The organism is Clostridium sp. M62/1 (assembly GCF_020736365.1).
Classification (GTDB): Bacteria; Bacillota; Clostridia; order Lachnospirales; family Lachnospiraceae; genus Otoolea; species Otoolea saccharolyticum_A.
In genome coordinates this window covers 3,095,321-3,117,863 of sequence record NZ_CP085988.1, presented here as the reverse complement: position 1 = coordinate 3,117,863, position 22,543 = coordinate 3,095,321, and the positions used below count along the sequence as shown (strand labels likewise).

Annotated in this window: 22 protein-coding genes; 20 read left to right on the top strand and 2 right to left on the bottom strand. The window is 50.7% G+C overall.

The features are described from left to right. Positions 1-118 precede the first annotated feature (118 nt). From LK436_RS14480 to LK436_RS14440, 10 genes are all read left to right on the top strand, one after another. Complete coding sequence (locus tag LK436_RS14480; protein ID WP_008394807.1) at positions 119-907, top strand: EFR1 family ferrodoxin; 789 nt, start codon at positions 119-121, stop codon at positions 905-907. Then, a complete protein-coding gene (locus LK436_RS14475; protein WP_008394808.1) occupies positions 904-1,776 on the top strand; it encodes an aldo/keto reductase in 873 nt (290 codons plus the stop codon). The genes LK436_RS14480 and LK436_RS14475 overlap by 4 nt, the downstream gene beginning before the upstream one ends. Before the next feature lie 155 nt (positions 1,777-1,931). Then, entirely contained in the window at positions 1,932-3,116 is a 1,185-nt protein-coding gene (locus tag LK436_RS14470) for an alpha/beta hydrolase (protein WP_008394809.1), read from the top strand. A gap of 172 nt (positions 3,117-3,288) precedes the next feature. Beyond that, positions 3,289-3,849, top strand: coding sequence for a flavin reductase family protein (locus tag LK436_RS14465; RefSeq protein ID WP_021965450.1), 561 nt, complete (start codon positions 3,289-3,291; stop codon positions 3,847-3,849). Between the two features lie 52 nt (positions 3,850-3,901). Then, on the top strand, positions 3,902-5,005 hold the full coding sequence (locus tag LK436_RS14460; RefSeq protein WP_147594709.1) for a DUF362 domain-containing protein: 1,104 nt from the start codon (positions 3,902-3,904) through the stop codon (positions 5,003-5,005). Next, on the top strand, positions 4,998-5,900 hold the full coding sequence (locus tag LK436_RS14455; protein WP_008394812.1) for a permease: 903 nt from the start codon (positions 4,998-5,000) through the stop codon (positions 5,898-5,900). Before LK436_RS14460 ends, LK436_RS14455 begins: the two co-directional genes overlap by 8 nt. Positions 5,901-6,028: 128 nt before the next feature. Continuing rightward, positions 6,029-6,457, top strand: a complete 429-nt coding sequence (locus tag LK436_RS14450; RefSeq protein ID WP_008394813.1) for a flavodoxin — start codon at positions 6,029-6,031, stop codon at positions 6,455-6,457. A 21-nt stretch (positions 6,458-6,478) separates the two neighbouring features. Continuing rightward, entirely contained in the window at positions 6,479-6,847 is a 369-nt protein-coding gene (locus LK436_RS18450; RefSeq protein WP_008394814.1) for a hypothetical protein, read from the top strand. Then, the gene (locus LK436_RS14445; protein WP_008394815.1) at positions 6,835-7,539 is read left to right on the top strand and encodes an alpha/beta hydrolase; all 705 of its coding nucleotides are present in this window, start codon (positions 6,835-6,837) and stop codon (positions 7,537-7,539) included. The genes LK436_RS18450 and LK436_RS14445 overlap by 13 nt, the downstream gene beginning before the upstream one ends. A gap of 571 nt (positions 7,540-8,110) precedes the next feature. Beyond that, positions 8,111-10,039: a GH25 family lysozyme gene (locus LK436_RS14440; protein ID WP_008394816.1), complete on the top strand. Its 1,929-nt coding sequence runs from the start codon at positions 8,111-8,113 to the stop codon at positions 10,037-10,039. Positions 10,040-10,198: 159 nt separating this feature from the next. Here LK436_RS14440 and LK436_RS14435 read toward each other — a convergent pair whose 3' ends face one another. Next, positions 10,199-12,133: a sigma 54-interacting transcriptional regulator gene (locus LK436_RS14435; protein WP_044930298.1), complete on the bottom strand. Its 1,935-nt coding sequence runs from the start codon at positions 12,131-12,133 to the stop codon at positions 10,199-10,201. Positions 12,134-12,579: 446 nt separating this feature from the next. On the opposite strand from LK436_RS14435, the gene LK436_RS14430 reads away from it, so the two are divergent. From LK436_RS14430 to LK436_RS14390, 10 genes are all read left to right on the top strand, one after another. Then, positions 12,580-13,374 (top strand): HpcH/HpaI aldolase family protein, encoded by a 795-nt coding sequence (locus tag LK436_RS14430; protein ID WP_008394820.1) that lies wholly within the window; start codon positions 12,580-12,582, stop codon positions 13,372-13,374. Positions 13,375-13,379: 5 nt separating this feature from the next. Next, entirely contained in the window at positions 13,380-14,510 is a 1,131-nt protein-coding gene (locus LK436_RS14425; RefSeq protein ID WP_008394821.1) for an Ldh family oxidoreductase, read from the top strand. 45 nt (positions 14,511-14,555) lie between these two features. After that, a complete protein-coding gene (locus tag LK436_RS14420; protein WP_008394822.1) occupies positions 14,556-14,945 on the top strand; it encodes a D-3-phosphoglycerate dehydrogenase in 390 nt (129 codons plus the stop codon). Next, the gene (locus tag LK436_RS18385) at positions 14,909-15,325 is read left to right on the top strand and encodes an NAD(P)-dependent oxidoreductase (RefSeq protein ID WP_198006609.1); all 417 of its coding nucleotides are present in this window, start codon (positions 14,909-14,911) and stop codon (positions 15,323-15,325) included. The genes LK436_RS14420 and LK436_RS18385 overlap by 37 nt, the downstream gene beginning before the upstream one ends. Next, entirely contained in the window at positions 15,294-15,503 is a 210-nt protein-coding gene (locus tag LK436_RS18380; protein WP_008394825.1) for an NAD(P)-dependent oxidoreductase, read from the top strand. Before LK436_RS18385 ends, LK436_RS18380 begins: the two co-directional genes overlap by 32 nt. Positions 15,504-15,558: 55 nt before the next feature. Further along, positions 15,559-16,353 carry a TRAP transporter substrate-binding protein DctP gene (dctP, locus tag LK436_RS14410; protein ID WP_008394826.1) on the top strand — a complete coding sequence of 265 codons (795 nt, stop codon included), beginning with the start codon at positions 15,559-15,561 and terminating at the stop codon, positions 16,351-16,353. Between the two features lie 18 nt (positions 16,354-16,371). Further along, on the top strand, positions 16,372-16,848 hold the full coding sequence (locus LK436_RS14405) for a TRAP transporter small permease (protein ID WP_021965893.1): 477 nt from the start codon (positions 16,372-16,374) through the stop codon (positions 16,846-16,848). 3 nt (positions 16,849-16,851) lie between these two features. After that, complete coding sequence (locus tag LK436_RS14400) at positions 16,852-18,117, top strand: TRAP transporter large permease (protein WP_008394829.1); 1,266 nt, start codon at positions 16,852-16,854, stop codon at positions 18,115-18,117. A gap of 45 nt (positions 18,118-18,162) precedes the next feature. Beyond that, complete coding sequence (locus LK436_RS14395) at positions 18,163-18,906, top strand: N-acyl homoserine lactonase family protein (RefSeq protein ID WP_008394831.1); 744 nt, start codon at positions 18,163-18,165, stop codon at positions 18,904-18,906. Positions 18,907-19,018: 112 nt separating this feature from the next. Further along, positions 19,019-20,395 (top strand): four-carbon acid sugar kinase family protein, encoded by a 1,377-nt coding sequence (locus tag LK436_RS14390; RefSeq protein WP_015573647.1) that lies wholly within the window; start codon positions 19,019-19,021, stop codon positions 20,393-20,395. 44 nt (positions 20,396-20,439) lie between these two features. Here the strand turns inward: LK436_RS14390 and LK436_RS14385 are convergent, their stop codons facing one another. Continuing rightward, on the bottom strand, positions 20,440-21,852 hold the full coding sequence (locus tag LK436_RS14385; protein WP_008394834.1) for a hemolysin family protein: 1,413 nt from the start codon (positions 21,850-21,852) through the stop codon (positions 20,440-20,442). Positions 21,853-22,543: the final 691 nt, after the last annotated feature.

Here is a 22,543-nt window from a genome sequence, read left to right as displayed (position 1 = left end):
TATTATCTGTGTGAAAAGAGAAAAAACTTCAAGACACGTTTTTAAATGATTAACTGTAATTATAGCATGAAGCAGATTCTCCTGCAAATCAATTCAGAACGGAGGGATACAAGGCAATATGGTTTTCTACTTTACCGCAACTGGAAACAGTCTTTATGTGGCCAAGCAGCTGGAACCCCGTCCGGTCAGCATTGCCCAGGCAGTCCATGACAGTGAAAAGGTCTACCGGGCAGAGAGGATAGGAATCGTGTGTCCGGTATTCGGCCATGAAATGCCGGAGCTGGTAAAGGAGTTTTTGAAGGCTTCCCGCTTTGAGACAGAGTATTTCTATATTTTGCTCACCTATGGCTGTCTTCACGGAGGCGCTTCCGAGCTGGCAGAGAAATTTGTCCGGACCCAGGGTATTCAGCCTGCTTATATCAATGTGATTCTGATGGTCGATAATTTCCTGCCTGCCTTTGATATGGATGAGGAGCGGATGACTGACAAACAGGTGGATGTGCAGCTGGGACGGATCAAAAAGGACATTGCAGAGAAAATACACCTTATTTCCCCTGTGACAGAGAAAGATCGGGCCATACACCAGGCCTATCTTGATTTTGCCGCAAAAACACCGCCTGATGCCCTCTCCCATATGTATCAGATTACAGACGAGTGCATCGGATGCGGAATCTGCCAGAAGGTATGTCCAAAGGGATGTTTTCATCTGGAGGGACAGAAAAGCATCTGGGAGCCAGCGGGCTGCATCAGCTGCATGGCCTGCATCCATGCCTGCCCCATGGCGGCCATCCATCTGACCATGCCGGAAAAGAATCCGAAAGCCAGATACCGCAATGAAAATATCAGTATCTGCGAGATTATTGACGCCAACAACCAAATGAATCAGGAAATGAATAGGAGGAAATGAACATGGAATTTTTAACACTGAACACAGGAGCAAAGATGCCTTTGGAGGGCTTTGGCGTATTCCAGATTCCCGACGCAGCCCAGTGTGAGGAGGTTATATACAATGCAGTCAAAACGGGCTATCACCTTCTGGACACCGCTGCCGCCTATATGAACGAAGAGGCGGTTGGAAAAGGAGTGGCCAGAGCCATCGCGGATGGTCTCGTTACAAGAGAGGAGCTGTTTATCACCACCAAGGTATGGGTTCAGGACCAGAAAACAGAGGAGACTGCTTACGAGGCTGTTAAGGCTTCCCTGGCAAAGTTAAATATGTCTTATGTGGATCTTATTTTGCTTCACCAGCCTATGGGAGATTACTTTGCCGCTTACCGCGGAATCGAAAAAGCCTATAAGGACGGCCTGACAAAGGCCATCGGCGTGGCAAACTTCTATCCGGCCATCCTTGCCAATCTCTGCGAGAATGTGGAGGTGATTCCGGCGGTTAATCAGGTGGAACTCCACCCCTTCTTTGTCCAGAAAGAAGCTCTGGAAAATATGAAGGCATATGGGGTGATTCCTCAGGCATGGGGCCCCTTAGCTGAAGGAAAGCATGGAATCTTCACAGACCCGGAGCTTACAAAGATCGGGGAGAAATATGGCAAGAGCGCAGCTCAGGTAGTGCTTCGCTGGAATGCTCAGCGCGGTGTTTCCATTATCCCTAAGTCGGTACATGTGGAGCGGATGGAGCAGAATATCGATATCTGGGATTTCCAGCTGACCGATGAGGAGATGGAACAGATCGCCTCCAAAGATCTGGGGCACAGCGAGATTGTAAACCATGATAATCCGGCTTTTGTGAAAATGCTCTGCGGGATGAAGATTCACGAGTAGAAGGAGAGCAGCGTTTATTCCATAAAAATGAGCAATAAGCGAAAAAGCAGGGAAGTGAAAAAAGCAGGGGGAGGAAAGGCTTCCCCCATGGCTTTAAGCCGAAGGCGGCTGTAAAGTGATAGAAATGAATTCTAACGAGGAGGTTTCAGCTGACGATGAGAAAACAGGGATGGAAACGGATGGCGGCTGTTATGGCGGCAATGATGCTCATGACTGGCTGCGCCAATAGCGGCACCACGGCTGCGACGGCTGCGGCAACAGCGGCTGCAGAAGAAACAGCGGCAGAGACGGATGCCAGGGCTGCAGACGGAGAGGAAGATACTTCAGAGGAGATGGCAGCCGTTCCGGAAGGAGCGCTGGTGATCGCCAGGCAGGGTATGTTCTCCTCCGGAGGTACTGTGACAGAGCCGGTGGAAGGGGAGTTTGATGAGACAACCAACTGGCTGGACTTAACAAGAGCGGGAAATACGGCTCATGTGGACCACGCCAATGTGCTCTATCAGATTCCGGCCAATGGCAACGGAAATCCGATTGTCTACCTTCATGGATATGGACAGTCCAGGATGGGGTGGATGACCACTCCTGATGGAAGAGAGGGATGGTCAGATATTTTCCTGAAAAACGGTCACAGCGCTTTTCTGGTAGACCAGCCAAGACGCGGTGAGGCAGGTTCCACAGCGGCCATGACTGCGGATAATATCGATACCTGGTCAGAGGATTCCAAGGAATACATGCCGGGCGACCAGGCGTGGTACACCCACTTCAGAATCGGCCGGGTTGCGCCGGAGCGGTATGAGGGCTCTCAGTTCCCGGAGGGAGAGGAAGCTCAGAATCAGTTTTTCCGTCAGATGACACCCAATACGGGTTCTTACGATGAGGCAGTAGATGCCGCAGCTTTAGGGGAAGTGATGAATGATGTGTATGAGATGACAGGAGACAAGGCCATCTACATTACTCATTCCCAGGGCGGCAGAGTTGGCTGGTCTACGCCAATGGAGCATGTCTCTGCGATTGTTGCCATCGAGCCGGGCGGAACGCCGGAAATCGGTTCTGAAACCTATCAGAAGCTTCTGGATGCGAAGATTCCGATTGTCATTTATCTTGGAGACTATATTGATAATGGCCCGCAGGATATCCAGTCAACCGGTTTCTGGAAAGACGTAAAAGACGCTGCATTTGAATTTGCCGAGGCATATAATGCAGACGGCGGTGACTGCACCGTTGTAGATTTGCCTAAGGAGGGCATTACCGGAAACAGCCATTTTATGTTCCAGGAGATGAATAATCAGGAGATCGCGGAACATATAGAAAGCTGGCTGGCAGAGAGAGGATTAAATTAATCTGCAATTCATTCATATCTGCAGCCGCTGGCGGACGAAAAATACTTTCAGAAGGGCCTATACCGGACACCGCCTGGCAGAGGTCCTTCTGCTCTCTTACAAGCGGCCAAACAGACGGAGCCTTAAGATACGGCGTTTAAAATAATCTGATAATATGCAGGAGGAGAACATTATGTCAGCAAGAAAAAATTTCGGAGCAAAACCATTTTTATTTCCACAGCCGGTTCTGATTATCGGAACCTATGATGAAAACGGAAAAGCAAATGCCATGAATGCTGCATGGGGCGGCATTGTGGGCGCAGATGAGATTATGATTGATCTTTCTCATCACAAAACTACAGAGAATCTGATGAAAACAAAGGCCTTTACGGTGAGCGCGGCAGATGCAGAGCATGTGGTGGCCTGCGATTATGTGGGAATTGTGTCCGGCAGTACTGAACCCAACAAAATGGAAAAAGCAGGATTCACCACCACAAAAAGTGAGTTTGTCAATGCGCCGATCATCAATGAACTTCCGGTTACGCTGGAATGTGAACTGGTGGATGTGATCGGTGGAAGCAAATACCTGGGCCGGATCAAAAATGTCAGTGTAGATGAGAGGGTACTTGGAGAAGATGGAGAAATCAGCCTGGATCTCTTCTTCCCGATTACCTACGACACAGTACATCATGGATATTACAGGCTTGGGGAACGGGTAGGAAATGCCTTCCAGGACGGCGGAAAGCTGAAGTAATACGCGCCCCGGGGATTCAAAACGACAGTGTGCACTCGAAAAAGGAGGCAAAATGAGAAACAGATTTTTATACGGGACTATGGGAGTGGCTGTAATTTCTGCATTGCTGTCCGGGTGTGGAAGTAGCGCACAGAAAAACAGCTCAGCTCAGACAGAAACAGTACAGGAGATTTCAGCAGAATCCGAGGCTGAAACTGCGGCAGCCAAAACTGCCGGAGAGGAAAGTATTATCACCAACGGCGGAGAGACGATCGCACTTTCTTCCCTGGAGCATCAGACGGAAGATTCTGAATCGGCAGTCTACTATACCTCAGAAATCAGCCCGCAGGCCATGCTGGATTCCTATGCAGCTCTTGGCGAGGGGCTCACCGGAGAACATATCGCAGTGAAGCTCTCCACGGGTGAGCCGCCTGCCAGCAATTACCTGGATCCGGATTTAATCGCAGATCTGGTGCATCAGGTGAACGGAACCATTGTGGAAAATAACACAGCCTACGGCGGTCAGAGAGCCAGCACCGCCATGCATTACCAGGTGGCGGAGGATCACGGTTTTACCGCCATCGCCGATTTTGTGGTTCTGGATGAAAATGGTTCTGTGAGCCTTCCGGTGGAGGGCGGGACACGTCTTTCGGAAAACCTGGTGGGAGCCCATTTTCCGGAGTACGACGGCTATCTGGTTCTGTCCCACTTTAAGGGTCACGCTATGGCCGGTTTTGGAGGAGCCATTAAAAATATTTCCATCGGGCTGGGCTCCCAGGAGGGAAAATGCCTGATCCACACAGCGGGTGAGAGCCGTACCAGCCCCTGGGGCGGTGAGCAGGATCCCTTTACGGAGAGCATGGCCGAGGCTGGAAAATCCGTGGTGGATGCCCTGGCTGGAAATATTCTTTATATCAGCGTCATGAATCACCTGTCGGTGGACTGTGACTGCAATGGAAATCCGGCAGAACCGGATATGCACGATATCGGAATACTGGCCTCAGCCGATCCGGTGGCCCTGGACCAGGCGTGCGTAGATCTGGTCTATGCTTCTAAAGACGATACCGCTTCCCTGATTGAGAGAATGGAGTCCCGCAATGCCATTCACGTCCTGGAACACGGAGAGGAAATAGGCCTGGGAAGCAGAAGCTACCGACTGGTAAATATTGATGATTGAGTCTCTTCATCGTGAATTTGTCTACCTCTGGTATTACTTTGACATACAGTTCAGACAGATTTTCGGATACTGGGTGCTGGGGATTTTCCTCGGCTCCTGTGTATCCGTCTTTTTGAAGGACAAAATTCACGGTTTTTTTCGGGCTATGGGAGCCAGCAGACTGGGGCTTGCGGGAATTGTGCCTGCCAGTCTGCTGGGAATCGCCTCCCCTCTCTGCATGTATGGGACAATCCCTCTGGCTGCCTCCTTTTCCAGAAGCGGAATGCGCGATGAATGGCTGGCGTCCTTCATGATGTGTTCCATTCTTCTGAATCCGCAGCTGATCGTTTACAGCACGGCACTTGGGACCACTGCCCTTATAGTCCGGATTGTATCCTGCTTCTTCTGCGGAATCGCTGCCGGCCTTCTGCTCCATCTCTTCTTCAGAGGGAAAGCCTTCTTTAAGTTCGATGGTTTTGACGAGCCCCCCAGTCATGACACCGATCCCAATCTGTTTTTGCGGCTGGCAAAGAATATCGGGAGAAATATTCGGGCCACCGGCCAGTATTTTCTCTTTGGTATTTTTCTTTCCGCAGTTTTTCAGCGCTATGTACCGGAAGATTTCATGACAGCCTTTTTTGGCGGGAACGAAGCGTTCGGCGTTTTGATGGCGGCGACGATAGGGGTGCCGTTATATGCCTGCGGAGGCGGTATGATCCCTCTTTTGCAGGCGTGGCTTGCCGACGGGATGAGCATGGGGAGCGCCGCAGCATTTATGATTACAGGTCCATCTACAAAGATTACCAATCTCGGAGCGTTAAAAATTGTCCTGGGCGCGAAAAACTTTGTCCTTTACCTTGTTTTTGTTATGGCATTTTCTTTTATTACCGGTTTGACTGTAAATCTGGTGGTATAACAGGGTATCGATAATAAGTAAAAATGAAAGGAAGCAGTAAACGCTGAAGCGAAAAATAGCTGCTGCCGCAGCGCTCTTACTGGTACTTGGGCTCACAGCCTGCACATCTGATACGTCAGACAGCTCAAATGCAGGCAGCAACCGGCGCAGATCTGTTCTCGATTCAGACGTCGGTGGATTATCCCGGAGATATTGATGAATTAATCGACTATGCCTCTTCTGAGCAGGAAGAAGATGTGAGGCCGGAACTGACCTCTCACATTGAGAATCTGGATGATTATGACACGGTTTTTATTGGCTATCCCCTGTGGTGGTATGATCTTCCCCAGGTGATGGACAGCTTCTTTGATGAATATGATTTCTCGGGAAAAACACTCATTCCCTTTGATGTTCATAATGGCAGCCGGCTTTCTGATACTGTGGAAACCATTCAGGAATTAGAACCGGATGCCCGGGTTATCACAGATGGTTTTGCCATAAGTCAAAGCACTGTGGCAGAGGAGACTGAGAGTGTGGCAGAAGAAGTGAGCAGCTGGCTTCAGGGACTTCGGAACTAATTTTAGGCGAGAGGGCGGAACATGAAGACAAGAAGAAAATTTAAGATTCTGATGATCGGCGCAGTGCTGGCGGCTTCTCTGTGTGCCTGCGGCTCAGTTTCTTCCGGCCAGAGCAGAGAAGCAAGCGGGCAGACAGAGACCTCCATGGAAAGCGCAGGGACAGAGGCTTTTGGAGAACCGGATGGAGCGGAAGGGGAGGATACGGGATTTACCTCTGCAGACAGGAATACAAAGGTGCAGGACGTAATTCAGTCCCCTGTATTTGGAGAATATGGACGGCTGATTTTTCCGGTGGATCAGACCATCCCGGATGACCTGACTTTGGAACATGTGGAAAGCATTCTCCCCTGGTACAACGATGTAATCCGGATAAGACCGTGGAGATTGTAAATTATCTGGGAGAACAGGCCGCCTCCGGCAGTCAGATCTTTTTTGACATCTACACGGAAGAGGAAAAAGCACAGGATCTCAAAAAGGAAAATACCGGCCTGTTTTTCTTCCGCGGAGAGCCGGGCGGCAAGACGGCAATCTGCAGTGCGGGAGGAGGCTTTGTCTATGTAGGAGCCATGCAGGACAGTTTTCCTCATGCGCTGGAGTTGTCGAAAAACGGCTACAATGCCTTTGCGCTGATCTATCGTCCCGGTGCGCAGACTGCCTGTGAGGATCTGGCTCGCGCCATTGCTTTTCTCCATAATCACGCAGAGGAACTGGAGATTGATATGACGGATTACTCTCTGTGGGGCGGTTCTGCCGGCGCAAGAATGGCAGCGTGGCTTGGCTCCTATGGAACTCAAAGCTTCGGAGAACAGGAGTATCCCCGCCCGGCTGCCGTGATTATGCAGTACACGGGACTGTCTGAGGTAACCGGAAATGAGCCGCCGACCTATAACTGTGTGGGAACCAGAGACGGCATTGCATCTTACCGCATTATGGAAGACCGGATAAGCAGGATCAAAGAGCAGGGTACGGACGCCGAAATCCAGGTGTTTGAGGGACTCCACCACGGCTTTGGATTGGGAGAAGGAACCACAGCAGAAGGGTGGATTAACCGCGCCATCGCCTTCTGGGAGAGGCAAATGTAGAAAACAGGGAAGTATGGCAGTTTCAGGCTCCGTACTTCCCTGTTTTTTTGCGAATTTTCTTCCGCTTCTGACGGGACCGCCCTTTCGGATATTATTCCGGGCTTTCCAGGCCGCCTGCGGCTGAAACAGGAGCGGCCTGCCTGAGCCTGTCCGTGCAGATTTAACTCTTAGTTTCCACAGCGGGAATTTATAAAAATGTAACTTTTCTGCAATAAAAATGACGAAACTGTTAAAACCTTTATGAAAATTTTAAGATTTTCCTCTTGACGGGTGCTGGGGCAGATCTGGTAGACTATTACTGTATCAAATTGTCGAAATTGGTCATAAATGGCAGGATGAGACAGGAGAAATTCTGCCATGCAGCAGGCTGAAAATACAGCAGCGGATCAAAGACGGAAACAAAGCAAGGGAAGATGCCTTAAAAAGCAGAAGGAAGAATCAGAGGTACAGAGGCCTGGATTTTGAAGACTGAAATTTTAAGGATTGAGATTTTAAAGATTGAAATATTAAGGATTGAGATTTTGAAACAGGGCTTTACCAGCGATAAAGCCCTGCAAAGGAGAAGAAACGTATGAAGAAAAAATTACCTTTCGCGGCTCTGACGATGGCCGGGATTCTGGGAGCCTCTGTGTGGCTTCAGCCGCTGACGGCTTATGCGGCTGCCTGGGAGCGCTCCGGAAATGTGTATGAGATGCCGGACGGCTCCCCGATCACAGGCGTATTCCGAAGAGGAATTGACGTATCTCACTGGCAGCAGGATGTGGACTGGAACCAGGTAGCTGCTGACGATGTGGATTTCGTTATGCTGGGAACCAGATACAAGGGAGAGGTAGATCCCAATTTCAGGAAAAATGCAGACGCAGCCTATGCAGCCGGTGTGGAGCTGGGAGCCTATATCTACTCCTACGCCACCAGCGTGGAGATGGCTGAGCAGGAGGCTGACTTTATTCTGGATTTGGTGAAGGACTATCCGATTTCCTACCCGATTGCCTTCGATGCGGAGGATGCGGGAACGCTGGGCACACTTCCACCGGAGCAGGTCAGCCAGATTATCAATGCGTTCTGCAAAAAGATTGAGGATGCCGGCTATCATTCCATGGTTTATGCCAACGAGTACTGGCTGAACAATAAAATTGACAGGGATTCCCTCGATTATGATGTGTGGGTTGCCCGGTACAATGTGATGTATACTTATGACAGTCCGGCGATCTGGCAGGCCACAAACACTGGCTCTGTAAACGGCATTGCCGGAAATGTGGATATCGATTTCCAGTTTAAGGATTACTCCTCTGTTATTCCGGCTGACACGTGGAGAGAGATTGGCCAAAACCGGTATTACTATCAGAATTATGTGATGCAGAAGGACGCCTGGATTCACGATGGCAATGGCTGGTATTACATGAACAGCTCGGGAAACCCGGCCAAGGGCTGGCAGGAATTTCATGACGGAACCTACTATCTGGAGGAGCCGGACGGAAGGATGGCTGAAGGCTGGAGAGAGCTTGACCAGAACTATTACTATTTTAACAGTTCCGGCCGTATGACCACAGGCTGGCAGGATGTGGGCGGAACCTGGTACTATATGGACAGCGAGGGCCATATGCAGACAGGCTGGCAGGACATCGACGGAAAGCGCTATTATCTGAACTCCTCGGGAGCCATGCTTTCAGGCTGGCAGGATATCGACGGAGCGCGCTATTATCTGAACGCTTCCGGTGCCATGCAGACGGGCTGGCAGCAACTTGACGGAACCTGGTACTATCTGGGCGAAGACGGAAAGAGAAGGACAGACTGGCAGCAGGTGGGAGAGAGCTGGTATTATCTGGACGGCGAGGGACGGATGCTCACAGGCTGGCAGGACATCGGCGGGTCCCGCTACTATCTGAACGGTTCCGGGGCTATGCTTACAGGCTGGCAGGATATCGAAGGGGCACGCTATTATCTGAACAGTTCGGGAGCCATGCTTTCAGGCTGGCAGGATATTGACGGAAGCCGGTATTATCTTGGAACAGACGGGCGCATGGCAGCGGGCTGGCAGGACATTGACGGAGGCCGGTATTATCTCGGAACAGACGGGCGCATGGCGACGGGCTGGCAGGATATTGACGGAGGCCGGTACTATCTCGGAACAGACGGGCGCATGGTGACGGGCTGGCAGCAGCTTGACGGAACCTGGTATTATCTTAACAGCGACGGGCGTATGGCGACAGGCTGGAAGAAATCAGGTGAAACCTGGTATTATCTGAACTCTGAGGGCCAAATGCAGACGGGCTGGATTGAGGTGGACGGAGCGCTGTACTATCTGAATGAATCCGGTGCCATGGCGGTGAACACAATCCTGGACAGAAATGGCGTGAAGTATCAGGCCGACGGCAGCGGAGCCTGCACAGAGGTTCCGGCAGACAGTGCCGCAGGAGATACCGCTCAGAGTACAGAACAGGCAGCGCCTTCAGACTCCGGCCAGCAGAGCGGGCCAGCAGGTCCGGCCTCTGATTTCTGATAGCAGACCGGTGACAGAGTTTATGGAGGATAGAGGGAAAGAACGCGGAAAAGGCGTCTGCGGTCTTTTTTGAAAAGATTGACAGGGAAAAACGATCGCGAAAAAAAGCAGGCAGCATACTGCATGATTCAGTGTGCTGCCTGCTTTTTTTACAGAAATTTAAAGATTGAATTCTTTCATTTTCCTCCACAGAGTGGAACGGCTGATTCCCAGAAGGGCGGCAGCTCTGGAGCGGCTGTAGCGGCATATTTCCAGGGCTTTCAGGATGGTCTCCCGCTCACTGTCTTTGGGGCTGTCTTCTTCTGCAGATCTGAATGGGGCAGCCGGCGGGAGGGAAGGCTCAGCCGGAAGGGGAAGAGCGGGGGAACCTGGCTCCTGCGGGAGCGTTGGCAGCACATTTCTCACATCCTTCCCGGCGATAAGGCTTCCGCTGCAGAGGACGGAGAGGCGTTCACAGATATTGAAAAGCTGCCGGATGTTCCCGTTCCATTCAGCCTGGGACAAGAGGCGGCAGGCATCGTCGGACAGCTCCGTGCCGGGGGCATGTTTCAGGAGCCATCCCCGGGCCAGAAGGGGAATATCCTCCCTTCTGTTTTCCAGAAAGGGGATCTCAATGCGCAGCACATCCAGCCGGTAAAAGAGATCCTCCCGGAATTCCCCCTCTCTCACCAGCTGTTCCAGATTCCGGTTGGTGGCGGCTATGATGCGGATATTCACAGAAATCGTGCGGTCGCTTCCAAGCCTCATAATCTCCCGCTCCTGGATAGCCCGCAGCAGCTTCGCCTGAAATTTGAGAGGAATCTCTCCGATCTCGTCGAGGAAGAGAGTGCCGTTGTGTGCCAGCTCAAAGTAGCCGGGCTTTCCGCCCTTCTGCGCTCCTGTAAAGGCGCCGGCAGTGTAGCCGAACAGCTCACTTTCAAGCAGATTTTCCGGTATGGCAGCGCAGTTGACAGCCACAAAGGGGCCGTCTTTTCGCATGCTGTGATTGTGGATACTCTGGGCGAACAGCTCCTTGCCCGTCCCGCTCTGGCCGATCAGAAGAATATTGGAATCTGTGCGGCTGTATTTCTGCGCAGTCTGGATGGTGGAGCGGATCGCCGGGGACTCTCCGACAATATCGTCAAAATGGGCCTTGGCCACATGTCCCTTGCTGTGAATCTTTCGCCGGATGTCATTTTCCAGATCCATAATGTCGCTGATGTTCTGGAAGCTCACCACAATACCCATATTGGAGTTTTGGACCATGACGGGGTATTTGGTGACATTGAGCATCATATCGCCGTATTTAAAAATTTCGTTGGTGCAGGCCGTATCCTCCAGCAGCAGCTTTTTAAATTCCCGGGGAAAGGGGGCATCCATGACCTTCATCCCTGTGATGGACTCTGAGATGTGCAGGATCTTTCTGGCAGAATGGTTGACCATGCGGATGTATCTGAGGCTGTCGATGGATAAAAGCCCTTCCTTGGAGGCGTTCAGAAGAACGTGGATGCGGCTTGTCTTCTCCTGCTCTGTCCGGCTGATGGCGGCAGCGCGCTTGGCTGCCGTGATCCCCTGCCAGAAGGAATCGTGGCCGGTGGGAATAAACAGATTTGGTACATTGATGCTGGAGGCATAGCTGCAGGTGTTCACACCGCCTACGATGGCGTCACACCCCTCCCTGACCGCCTGATCGACCAGCTTGGGGCCGTTCCAGTCCTGTGTCAGAATATAGGTTTCTAACGGAATATCGAGAAAATCCTGAATCTCCGCAGCCCCCATGACCATGTTGTGTGAGGCGATAATGCCTACCTTGCGGGCGTGAAAGGCTTCGATGCACTTGAGTACCACCCGGAGAGTGTCGGTGGCCGGAACGGCGATCTCCACAACCGGTATATCTCCCTGAATGCTCTTCAGTATTTCAGCCAGAAGTCCTCTGGTAATTATCACATCTGCGTCAATTTTCACCATTCCCACCGTTTCTTCTGTGACAATCACCTCTTCCATGGAATAATCTTCCAGATCATAGGCTCTTCCCATCTCATTGTGCTGTTTAAAAATTTCAAAGGCATCGCTGATAAAATTGTGGCAGGGAACTGCCAGGGCAAAGCGAATCATAGGCTTCTCCTTTCGCGGACGGACTCTGAGCAGAGGCTTAAACATATCCTGTATCTTCAGTATAGCGTTCTGTTCAGCGAAATGCAACAGATAGTGTCTGATAAAACATTTAGATTCAATATTTTAAAACAAAATGTTTTAAAAAGTAATATGGAGAAAGAGAAGCAGTGAAAATCCCCGTATAAAACAATCAATATCGAAAAAAACAGAAAAAAATAATGTAAAAAAGAACCTGAAACCGAGATTTCCAGCCAGACCAGAATGCGGAGGCAGCCGGAGCCGGGGTTCTGAAGACGAAAAAACACCGCATTCAGACAAAAAAATAGGTTATATTACTAAATAATATTAGAAAAAAGGAGGAAAACAGTACAAAAGCAACAAAAAATGGCATACTGTCTGCTTTATATATAAACATCAGAGAAAACGGAGACAAAAGGAGAAACGGTATGCTCAGACAAAATGAAATTTTCTACAATAAGGTAAAATGGCTCCTAAAAGAGCGCAAGAGAACCGTGGGGGCCTGGCTTCAGGCGGGAAGCCCCATCACGGCAGAGGTTCTGGGAAAAGCTGGATTTGATTTCCTGATGGTTGACATGGAACACGGGCCGGGAGATATTCTGACGCTGATCTCCCAGCTGCAGGCCATCGCCAAGTTCGACGTGGCCCCCTTTGCCAGGGCTCCATGGAATGATCCGGTAGCTATCAAGAGGATGCTGGACGCAGGACTTTACGGAATTCTGATTCCCTATGTCAGTACAAGACAGGAGGCAGAAGAGGCAGTTAAGGCCTGCAAATATCCGCTTGAGGGGATCCGGGGGATTGCCCCAAGCCCCAGGGCAGGGGGATACGGGATGAATGGAAATCATTATCTCGAGAATGCCAACGAGCAGATTGTGGTCATGACGGCAATGGAGACGCCGGAGGCGGCAGAAAATATCGGAGAGATTGTCAAGGTCAGCGGGCTGGACGGTATTTTTATCGGTCCTATGGACCTGGCCACTTCCATGGGTCACTTCTGTAATCCGAAGCATCCGGAGGTACAGGAGGCGATCGGGAAGATTGAGAGAACGGTTCTCGCCTCAGACAAATTCCTGGGAACGGTGGCAGGAGACTTTGAGGCGGCGAAAAAGCTCTATGAGAGGGGATACACCTATGTGGTGGTCATGTCAGATACCACAAGTCTTGGAAAACTGGCCCTGGAAAATGTCCAGAAATTCAGGAAAGAGTACCCGGAGCGGTGACAGAAATGAAACAGAGGATGGAGAGTACGCAGAGGGAGAAGCTGATGAGAGGGAGGGCAGATTGGAAAGTGAAGCATGAGGTAAGGGTGGAGGCCGGATATCTTGAATCCTTTGTAAGGGAGCTGTTCGAGAAGGCCGGCATGGAGAGAGGGGATGCACAGTTTCACGCAGAGGCTCTCGTACAAACTGATTTGTGGGGAATTTCTTCCCACGGCTGCATGAGGGTTCCGGCCTATTTCGAGAGAATGAGAAACGGGGCAATCAATGTGAGGCCGAATGTGAGAAAGGTATCCGGCGAGGGCGCCTTTGAGGTTCTGGATGCAGACGCAGGGGCGGGATTTATCGCCGGGAAGCGGGCCATGGAGAGAGCCATGGAACTGGCGAAAAAATATCATATTGCCGCGGTTGGGGTGAGGAACAGCAACCACTTCGGCGCCGGAGCGGTTTATGCCAGGATGGCTGCGAAGGAAGGCATGGCGGGAATTGCCATGACCAATGTGCTTCCCCTTGTGACGGCGCCGGGGGCTTCAAGGCCGGTGACAGGGAACAATCCCATAGCCGTCGCAATTCCCACCTATGGGGACTTTCCTTTCTGTCTGGATATGGCGCTCTCGAAGGTGGCCGGGGGGAAACTGACTCTGGCGATCAAGAGAGGGGAAAAAATTCCCATGGACTGGGCCACGGATGAGGAGGGCAGACCTACCGATGATCCGGAAAAAGCCTTTAAGGGCTTTCTGCTCCCCGTGGGAGGCTACAAGGGACTGGGACTTGCCTATGTGGTGGATATTCTGTCCGGTGTTGTCACAGGAGGAGTGTTCTCCCATCAGATGAAGAGCATGTACGCTCAGCCCACGGAACCAAGCCTGACAGGTCACTTTTTTGTCGCAGTTGATATTGATGCGGTGATTGACCGGGAGCAGATGAAACAGCGGATGGGAGAGTACTTCCGAAGGATCAAGGAAACTCCCATGTGGGAGGAGGGGGCCGAGATGCTTCTTCCGGGAGAGCTGGAATACAGGAAGGAAAAGGAACGCAGGGAGAACGGAATACCGGTTCCGGTTAAGACGTATGAGGAGCTTCTGGAACTGAAAAAGACCTGGGGACTTCAGGCAGAACTTCCTGAAAAACAGAATTAAGAGCCGGAAAACTCAAAACAGGCCCAGAGAAAAGGAGGGGGTGCCATGAAACAGAAAGTATTGCTTCCCCAGGATATTGCAAAGCCGGGAAGAGATTACCTGCTGGAGAGAGGCTATGAGCTGAAAATGGGGCGGGGAATTTCTGAGGAACTGATTGCAGAGGACGTAAGAGGGTGCAGCGCCATCATTGCAAGGCTGGGAGCCTTTGGGAAGCGTGTGATAGAGGCAGAGCCGGGCCTTCGGGTAATCGCCAGGCACGGGGCCGGATACGACAACATAGATATTGAGGCGGCGAAGCAGGCGGGAATCTGGGTGACCTTTGATCCCGTTTCCAATGGAAACGCGTGGCAGAACACTGCATCGCCCTGCTTCTTGCCTGTGGGAAGAACCTGCCCGTTATGGACCGGGCGGTCAGGAGCGGAAATTTTGCTGTGAGAAACCAGAGACCCACGATGGAGCTGTCCGGAAAGGTTCTGGGAATTGCGGGATTTGGAAGAATCGGAAGACTGGTGGCCCAAAAAGCGGGAGACGGACTGGGTATGGAGATTGCGGCCTATGATCCCTATGTGAAGGAGGCAAAAGGGGCCAGAATGACAGAAACTCTGGAGGAGCTTCTGGAAGTCTCAGATTTTGTCAGTATCCATATGCCGTCCACAGAGGAAACGAGAGGCATGTTTGGGATGGAACAGTTTAAAAGAATGAAGGGCACCGCCTGGCTGATCAACGCAGCGAGGGGGGGAACTTGTAAAGGAAAAGGAGCTGATCGGTGCGCTGAGTCAGGGGGTGATTGCCGGAGCAGCCCTCGACGTCTTTGAGAAGGAGCCGCCAAAAAAGGACAGCGGACTGTTTCAGCTGGAAAATGTGATTTTATCGCCCCACAATGCGGCGCTCACAAAAGAGGCCATGGAGCGTATGGCCGTGACGGCGGCAAAGGCAGTGGATGACGTGCTGTCAGGCAGAAAGCCGCAGTTTGTGGTGGCAGAAGGGAAGTAAAGACGATTTTTGGAAAATTCATAGAAATAACAGAAAAAACAGGGGAGGATACAAAATGAAGCGTTTTTTTGCGGGACTTCTGGTAGTTGGAATGATGGGAACAGTTTTGACAGGATGCAAAAGCCAGGGAACGGATTCTGCTTCCGGAAATGCAGCGGCAGATGCATCGGGGACAGATACAACCGTTCTGGTGCTGGCAAATTCAGCGCCGGCCAGCGAAGACAACCACATGTACCAGTACTGTGAAAAGTTTAAAGAGCTGGTAGAGGAAAAAGTGGGAGTAAAATTCTTATCCTGGGGCGTAAACGGTTTCAGACATTTCTGCAACAATATCCGCCCGGTGAAATCGCCGGAAGATATCAGGGGACTGAAGGTGAGAACCATGGAAAATAAAATCCATATGGAAGCCTTTTCAGCACTGGGAGCAGACCCGACTCCTATGGGAACAGGAGAACTTTATACTGCCCTCCAGCAGGGAACCGTGGATGGGATGGAGGGGCCGCTGACCTGGATTCTGCCCAGTAAATACAATGAGGTTCAGAAATATATGTCACTGACCAGCCATTTCTATGCCCCGTCAGCAGCACTTATGAATCAGGCGAAGTTTGACGGCCTTCCGGAAGACGTCAGGACCATACTGGAGGAGAGCGCAGAGGAGGCGGAAAGCTACCAGCTTCAGTTCTGCCGTGATATTGACAAGCAGATGGCAGAGGAGGCGGCAGAAGCCGGAATGGAGGTAATTCCGGAATCAGAGCTTGATATGGATGGATTCCGGGAGGCCGTTCAGAGCGTTTATGACGCCCATCCGGAGTATGCACAGATCCTTCAGAAAATTAAGGAAACAGAGTAAGGAGAAGGGGGTGAAGGGGTGAGAGCGTATATTTGCTTTATGGATCACCTCAACAGAGCGGTAAAATTAATTCTGGCTGCTCTTCTGACTGCCATGAGCCTTGTGATTATTATCCAGGTGATTTACAGGGGACTGAAAATGTCCCTTCCCTGGTCAGAAGAGTTTTCCAGATATGTGATGATTTATATCGTATTTCTGGGAACAGGATATGCAGTGCGCTATGATCTTTTAATGTCAGTCAAAATCCTCTGGGAACATGTTCCTGAGAAGGCAGTCAAGGGGCTTTCGATTCTTGTAAACCTGCTGATGGCAGCATTCTTTCTTCTCCTTATTGTGCAGGGCATCAAAATATTAGGAACAGTGGGAAATCAGACATCGCCGGCTATGCTGCTGCCCATGTCTGTTCCCTATGGCGCCATGCCGGTGGGAGGAGCGCTGATGTTCTTAAACAGCCTTGCGGTGATAGCGGAAGATATTGTGGGGAAGGAGGGGTGATATATGGCTGGAATATTATTTGTTGGAATGCTGGTTTTGTTTATTCTCGGAGTTCCGATTGCAGCAGGAATCGGCATGGCTGCGGCTGGCTTTCTGGCGTTTCTGACCGATCTTCCGCTTACCGTAGTGCCCCAGAGGCTTTTTACGACTTCTGATTCATTTCCTCTGATGGCAATTCCATTCTTCGTACTGTCGGGAGCTTTGATGGAGTCGGGAGGAATCTCAAAACGTCTGATTCATCTGGCTGATGCCTTTGTGGGACATAAGACAGGCGGACTGGCCATGGTGGTGATTATAACCTCTATGTTTTTCGCGGCTATTTCAGGCTCCAGCGCAGCCACTGTGACAGCAGTGGGCGTTATCCTGATTCCCGCAATGATTCAGAAAGGATACAGCCGGAGCTTCTCGGCCTCGGTTCAGGCCTGTTCTGGGCAGATGGGGGTTATCATTCCGCCCAGTATCCCCATGGTTATCTACGGGGTGGCGACAGGCGTGTCAATCGGTGATATGTTTAAGGCCGGAGTCCTTCCTGGAATTCTGATGGGTGTATCGCTGATTGGGCTGTCCTACATGATCTGCAAAAAAAGAGGATACAGAGGAAACGAAAGAAAGGCCACGGCCAAGGAGAAAATGCATGCCTTTACAGAAGCAATCTGGGCCATTTTCATGCCGGTCATTATCCTGGGGGGAGTCTACTCAGGCCTGTTTACGCCTACAGAGGCTGCGGCAGTGGCGGCCGGATATTCGTTCCTGGTGGGAAAATTTATCTATAAGGATTTAAAGCTGAAGGATCTTCCGGAAGTGATAGGAAACGCGGCTGTTACAACGGCAACAATCATGTTTCTGGTGGCGACGGCGGGGCTTCTGGCATGGCTGATGGGACGTCTGAATGTGCCCCAGCAGGTGGCCCAGATGTTTACCACCTTTGCCCACAACAGAGTCATATTCCTTCTGATTGTCAATGTGCTTCTGTTCTTTGTGGGAATGTTTTTCGACGCAGGGCCTGCCATTATTATTCTGGCGCCTCTTCTTTCCCCGATTGCGACGGCATTTGGAATCGATCTGATCCACTTTGGAATTATTATGGTTGTGAATCTGGCCATCGGCTATTGCACTCCGCCAGTGGGGATCAACCTGTTCTTATCCTGCCAGATTGCGGGGATCAAGCTGGAAGAGATGATGAAGGATGTGCTTAAATTCCTCGTAGTGCTTGTGATAGATGTGCTGATCATCAGTTTTGTTCCGTTTTTATCCCTGGCGCTTATTTAAGATGCCGGAACACAGAGAAAATGACAGAAAAGAAAGGAAAGTATTATGTATACAATTAGACCGATTTTTCATGGAGTATTTATTGACTTTGACAAATCTCTGTTTACATACAAACAGGATCCGGGCGTTAAAATTGATGTGCCCCTTGTATCCTATCTGGTAGAGGGAGACGGGCTGACCGTTCTCGTTGACGCGGGCCCCCCAAACCCGGAGCTTGCCAAAGGCATGACACACCGGAAGGTGGAGAGGGCTACCTTCCTGAAGGAAGAGCTGCAGAAAATGGGGGTGGAAACGGAACAGATCGATTTCATTATCCTGACGCATCTCCACTGGGATCACAGCTACAACCTGGAACTGTTCCCCGATGTGCCGATCTATGTGCAGAAAAGGGAGCTTCAGTATGCAGTGGCTCCCCTTCCCTCGGACAGCGTCCCATACTGCTACGATCCGAGAAACGGAAAACCCAGCTGGTTCACCGGCTTTCAGCAGATGAGAGTGGTGGATGGGGATATGGAAGTGGCTCCCGGAATCAGTCTCGCGCTTCTGCCGGGCCACACGCCGGGAATTCAGGGAGTCCGGGTAGAAACAGAGGAAGGCGTTTATCTGATTGCCAGCGATACGTATCCTCTCTATGAAAACTATGAGAAAATGTCGCCGTCCGGCATCCATGTAGATTTGAAAGAATGGTTTGCAAGCTATGAAAAGACAAAGAAAATCTGTGATTTCATTCTGCCGGGACATGATATGAGAGTTCTGGAGAGGAAAATTTACGGGGTGAAGGAAGGCTAGGCTTTGATTGGCTGCAGAAGACAAAAAACGGACTTTTGCAAATGCGAAAACAATAAAAATACATGAATCATTCAGGTAGCAATTTCAGCCAGATGAAATGGAGGAATGGCGCATGGAGGCCTTCAAGAGAAATGAACAGCCTTTTAAAATCGCAGTCCTGGACGACGATCCTACTGGAATTCAGACGGTTCACGATGTATACGTCTATACCGACTGGGAAATTTCCACGCTCCGGGAGGCATTTAAAGACAGCAGCTGTCTGTTCTATATCCTTACCAATTCCAGAAGCTTTGGAAAAAAGCAGACAGAGGAGGTGCACAGAACCATTGCCCGCAGACTGCTGGCCGTGTCCGGGGAAACCAATATCCCGTTTCTGGTGATCCTGCGGGGAGATTCCACACTTCGCGGACACTACCTCCTGGAGCCGGAAGTTATGGAGCAGGTGTTTCTGGAGGAAGGGGGACTGAAAACAGACGGAGAGATTCTGTGTCCGGCCTTCTTTGAAGGCGGGCGCTGCACGAAGGACGATATTCATTATGTGGAGGAGAACGGAAGCTGGACAGAGGCGGCGAAGACGGAGTATGCCCGGGACAGAACCTTTGGCTACCGCTCCTCCAATCTGAGAGAATTTATAGAGGAAAAGACGGGCGGTCGGGTAAAAAGGGATAACTGCATTTCTGTCAGTACGCAGCTTCTGGAATCGGGTACAGAAGACTGCCGTCTGGATGAACTTCTGAAATCAGCGAAAGACGGGCAGAAAATTGTCGTAAATGCTGTCTGCTATTCCCAGCTTGAGAGGTTCTCCGTTTCCTTCTGGCGGGCGGTTAAGCAGGGAAAATGGTTTACCGTCAGAAGCGGTGCTTCCCTTGTAAAAGCTATATCGGGCATAAAGGCAAAACCATTTCTGACAGGCAGGGAACTGCTCAAAAAGGGAACAAAGAGCGGAGGACTGATAATAGCCGGCTCCCATGTAGAGAGAACTACGAGACAGCTTGCAGAGCTTGAAAACAGCATCCATCCCTACTGCTTCATCGAATTTCAGGCAGATGCGGCCCTCAGGGACGGAGAGCTGAGAAAAGAGATACAGGAGGTCAGAAAACGCGCGGAACAGGCAATTTCATGGGGGAGAGACGCAGTCGTCTACACCAGCCGCCGCGTTCTCTGCAGAGAAGAGGGGGAGGAAAGTCTGAATCTGTCTGTCCGCATTTCCGAGGCCCTCACGTCTGTTGTGCGGGAGCTTTCCGTTTCCCCTTCCTACATTATCGCAAAGGGCGGGATTACCTCCAGTGATGTGGGGACAAGAGGGCTTGGAGTGAAGAAGGCTCTGGCTCTGGGACAGGCGGCGCCTGGGGTTCCCGTGTGGCTGACCGGGAAGGAGAGCCGGTTTCCGGGTATGCCCTACATTATCTTTCCCGGCAATGTGGGAACCGATCAGACGCTTAGGCAGATTGCCGACAGTCTGGCCGAAGAGCGGGGGTCATGTACCTGACCAGATTCTGTGTGAAGGGGAGGATACGATCTGCCCGCTGTCCGTTATCCGGCAGCGGCAGTTCCCCGCTTTCCGGGAGTTTTCCCCGCCTTCTTTTCGTCCTGCTCTTCGGACTCTCCTGTGGGGGCAGAACTGCTTTGCTCTGTGTCCAGCTTTTTAACAAGAACAGATTCGATTCTGCGTCCCACGATTTTTTCAGCGTGGAGGGACAGGCCGTTTATCTCCACATCCACTGTTGTCCCGTCTTTTGGAATCGTGTGAAGACAGCTTAAGACCATTCCGCCGATGGTATCGTACTCTTCCTGGTCGGGAAGCGTAATATCCATCTGCTCCTCCACATCTTCGATCAGGGTGTCCCCCGGGAATCTCCACAGGTTTTCGCTGATCCGTTCAATCTCCGGATCGATCACCCGGTCAAATTCATCGTAAATGCTTCCCACAATTTCTTCCAGCAAATCTTCCATTGTTATGAGACCGGAGATGTTTCCGTACTCGTCCACGACAATGGCCATATGCACTTTTTTCGTCTGCATGTCACGGAACAGGTCATCTGCGTGGATAGACTCCGGAACGAAATAAGCCTGGTGGAGAAGCTGCGAAAGAGATTTTGGCTGTTTGGCCGTCAGGTTTAAAAGGTACTCCCTTGTATAGAGGATACCCTTTACGTCCTCGTGATCCTTTGTGTAAACCGGAAGTCTGGAAAGTCCTGACTCACGGATGATTTTCAGAATTTCCTGTTCGGAGGAGTCCTCAAACAGGTTTACTATATCAGATTCTCTGGTCATGGCAGACAGGATAGAGGTGTCACGAAAATCAAAAACATTCTGAATCCACTCATTTTCATCTTCGGCAATAGTACCCTTTTCCTTTCCCAGGTCAATCATCATGCGGATGTCCTCTTCTGTAACGCCTTCCTCCTCGGCTTCCGTTTTCATGCCGAGAAGACGAAGCACCAGATTGGTGGAAAACGCGAGAAAAGCGATTACCGGACGGGCCATAAAAGCGATGGCAGATACCACTGAGCAGGAAAACTTTGCTACAGCGTAAGATTTCTGCATGGCGATGCGCTTTGGAACCAGCTCTCCGAAAATCAGCGTAAAGTAGGAAAGAATCAGAGTAATAAGAATGACGGAAACTGTATTCAGCACAGCCGGGGAAAGGGTCTGAAAGCCCAGTCCGCTGTATATCCACTCTGTCAGGGGGTCAGAGAAGTTATCAGCCGCGAAGGCGCTTCCGAGGAAGCCTGCCAGCGTAATTCCGATCTGGATGGTGGAGAGAAAGCCAGCAGGCTCCTCTGCCATTTTCAAAAGGCGTCCGGCCATACGGTCGCCTGCCTCCTGCTGTTTTTTCAGCTTCGCCGTGTTCAGCGAGATGACCGCAATCTCTGTTGCGGCAAAAAATGCATTGAGAAGAATCAGCCCTGCCTGAATCAGCAGTAGCCCAGGTAGATTGTCCACAAAATGTCGCTCCTTTTCCTAATTATTTTGACCGGAACAGGCTGTCTTAATCATGCCCTGTCATCATTATGCCCTTCCGGCGTCTTTGCAGACTAATCCTATTGTACTAAAAAAAGAACAGTGTTTCAATCGGGAAAAAATAAGATTAACGAAGAATTAGCGGGACAGGAGAGAACAGAAGAGAGTTACAGAGTTGGGAGTAAAAACGGAATAATTGGTTTATATCGGATAATTAATGAAGTGGTGAATAAAAAATAATGTTAAATTATTATCAGTCATATTGACGACAGGACAGGTGATATAGTATTATATTTATCATAGCGATGCAGGTTGTTATAGAGAATTTGCATTTTTTTATTTCGTCAGAAATTTGTCAAATTTCCGACGAAATAAAAAGCCCTGCCGGGCAGAAGGCATTGCGGAAAACGGTTGTCCTTTTCCGCAGAATCAGCACTGAGGATAAAAACCGGCGCCAAAGAGCAGGACAGCGTACGCTGTTTGAGCCGGAGGCATCCCCGTGCAGGAAGCAGCGGGAAGCTTATGAAAAAGAGAAGAGCATAGGAGAACCCGCCTGCTTAGCGTTTGGCGAAGGACGGAATCTGCCGGGAAGTTTATTTATAAGGAACTGAACGGAAAATTTGCAGGGATAGAAGCGGAAATGGGGTATGCTGGTACAGACAGACGAAACAGC

Bases quoted from the DNA above. Each gene is read 5' to 3' on its own strand.
- LK436_RS14480 (WP_008394807.1), top strand. From the start codon at position 119: ATGGTTTTCTACTTTACCGCAACTGGAAACAGTCTTTATGTGGCCAAG.
- LK436_RS14475 (WP_008394808.1), top strand. From the start codon at position 904: ATGAACATGGAATTTTTAACACTGAACACAGGAGCAAAGATGCCTTTG.
- LK436_RS14470 (WP_008394809.1), top strand. From the start codon at position 1,932: ATGAGAAAACAGGGATGGAAACGGATGGCGGCTGTTATGGCGGCAATG.
- LK436_RS14465 (WP_021965450.1), top strand. From the start codon at position 3,289: ATGTCAGCAAGAAAAAATTTCGGAGCAAAACCATTTTTATTTCCACAG.
- LK436_RS14460 (WP_147594709.1), top strand. From the start codon at position 3,902: ATGAGAAACAGATTTTTATACGGGACTATGGGAGTGGCTGTAATTTCT.
- LK436_RS14455 (WP_008394812.1), top strand. From the start codon at position 4,998: ATGATTGAGTCTCTTCATCGTGAATTTGTCTACCTCTGGTATTACTTT.
- LK436_RS14450 (WP_008394813.1), top strand. From the start codon at position 6,029: ATGCAGGCAGCAACCGGCGCAGATCTGTTCTCGATTCAGACGTCGGTG.
- LK436_RS18450 (WP_008394814.1), top strand. From the start codon at position 6,479: ATGAAGACAAGAAGAAAATTTAAGATTCTGATGATCGGCGCAGTGCTG.
- LK436_RS14440 (WP_008394816.1), top strand. From the start codon at position 8,111: ATGAAGAAAAAATTACCTTTCGCGGCTCTGACGATGGCCGGGATTCTG.
- LK436_RS14435 (WP_044930298.1), bottom strand. From the start codon at position 12,133: ATGATTCGCTTTGCCCTGGCAGTTCCCTGCCACAATTTTATCAGCGAT.
- LK436_RS14430 (WP_008394820.1), top strand. From the start codon at position 12,580: ATGCTCAGACAAAATGAAATTTTCTACAATAAGGTAAAATGGCTCCTA.
- LK436_RS14425 (WP_008394821.1), top strand. From the start codon at position 13,380: ATGAAACAGAGGATGGAGAGTACGCAGAGGGAGAAGCTGATGAGAGGG.
- LK436_RS14420 (WP_008394822.1), top strand. From the start codon at position 14,556: ATGAAACAGAAAGTATTGCTTCCCCAGGATATTGCAAAGCCGGGAAGA.
- LK436_RS18385 (WP_198006609.1), top strand. From the start codon at position 14,909: ATGGACCGGGCGGTCAGGAGCGGAAATTTTGCTGTGAGAAACCAGAGA.
- dctP (WP_008394826.1), top strand. From the start codon at position 15,559: ATGAAGCGTTTTTTTGCGGGACTTCTGGTAGTTGGAATGATGGGAACA.
- LK436_RS14400 (WP_008394829.1), top strand. From the start codon at position 16,852: ATGGCTGGAATATTATTTGTTGGAATGCTGGTTTTGTTTATTCTCGGA.
- LK436_RS14395 (WP_008394831.1), top strand. From the start codon at position 18,163: ATGTATACAATTAGACCGATTTTTCATGGAGTATTTATTGACTTTGAC.
- LK436_RS14390 (WP_015573647.1), top strand. From the start codon at position 19,019: ATGGAGGCCTTCAAGAGAAATGAACAGCCTTTTAAAATCGCAGTCCTG.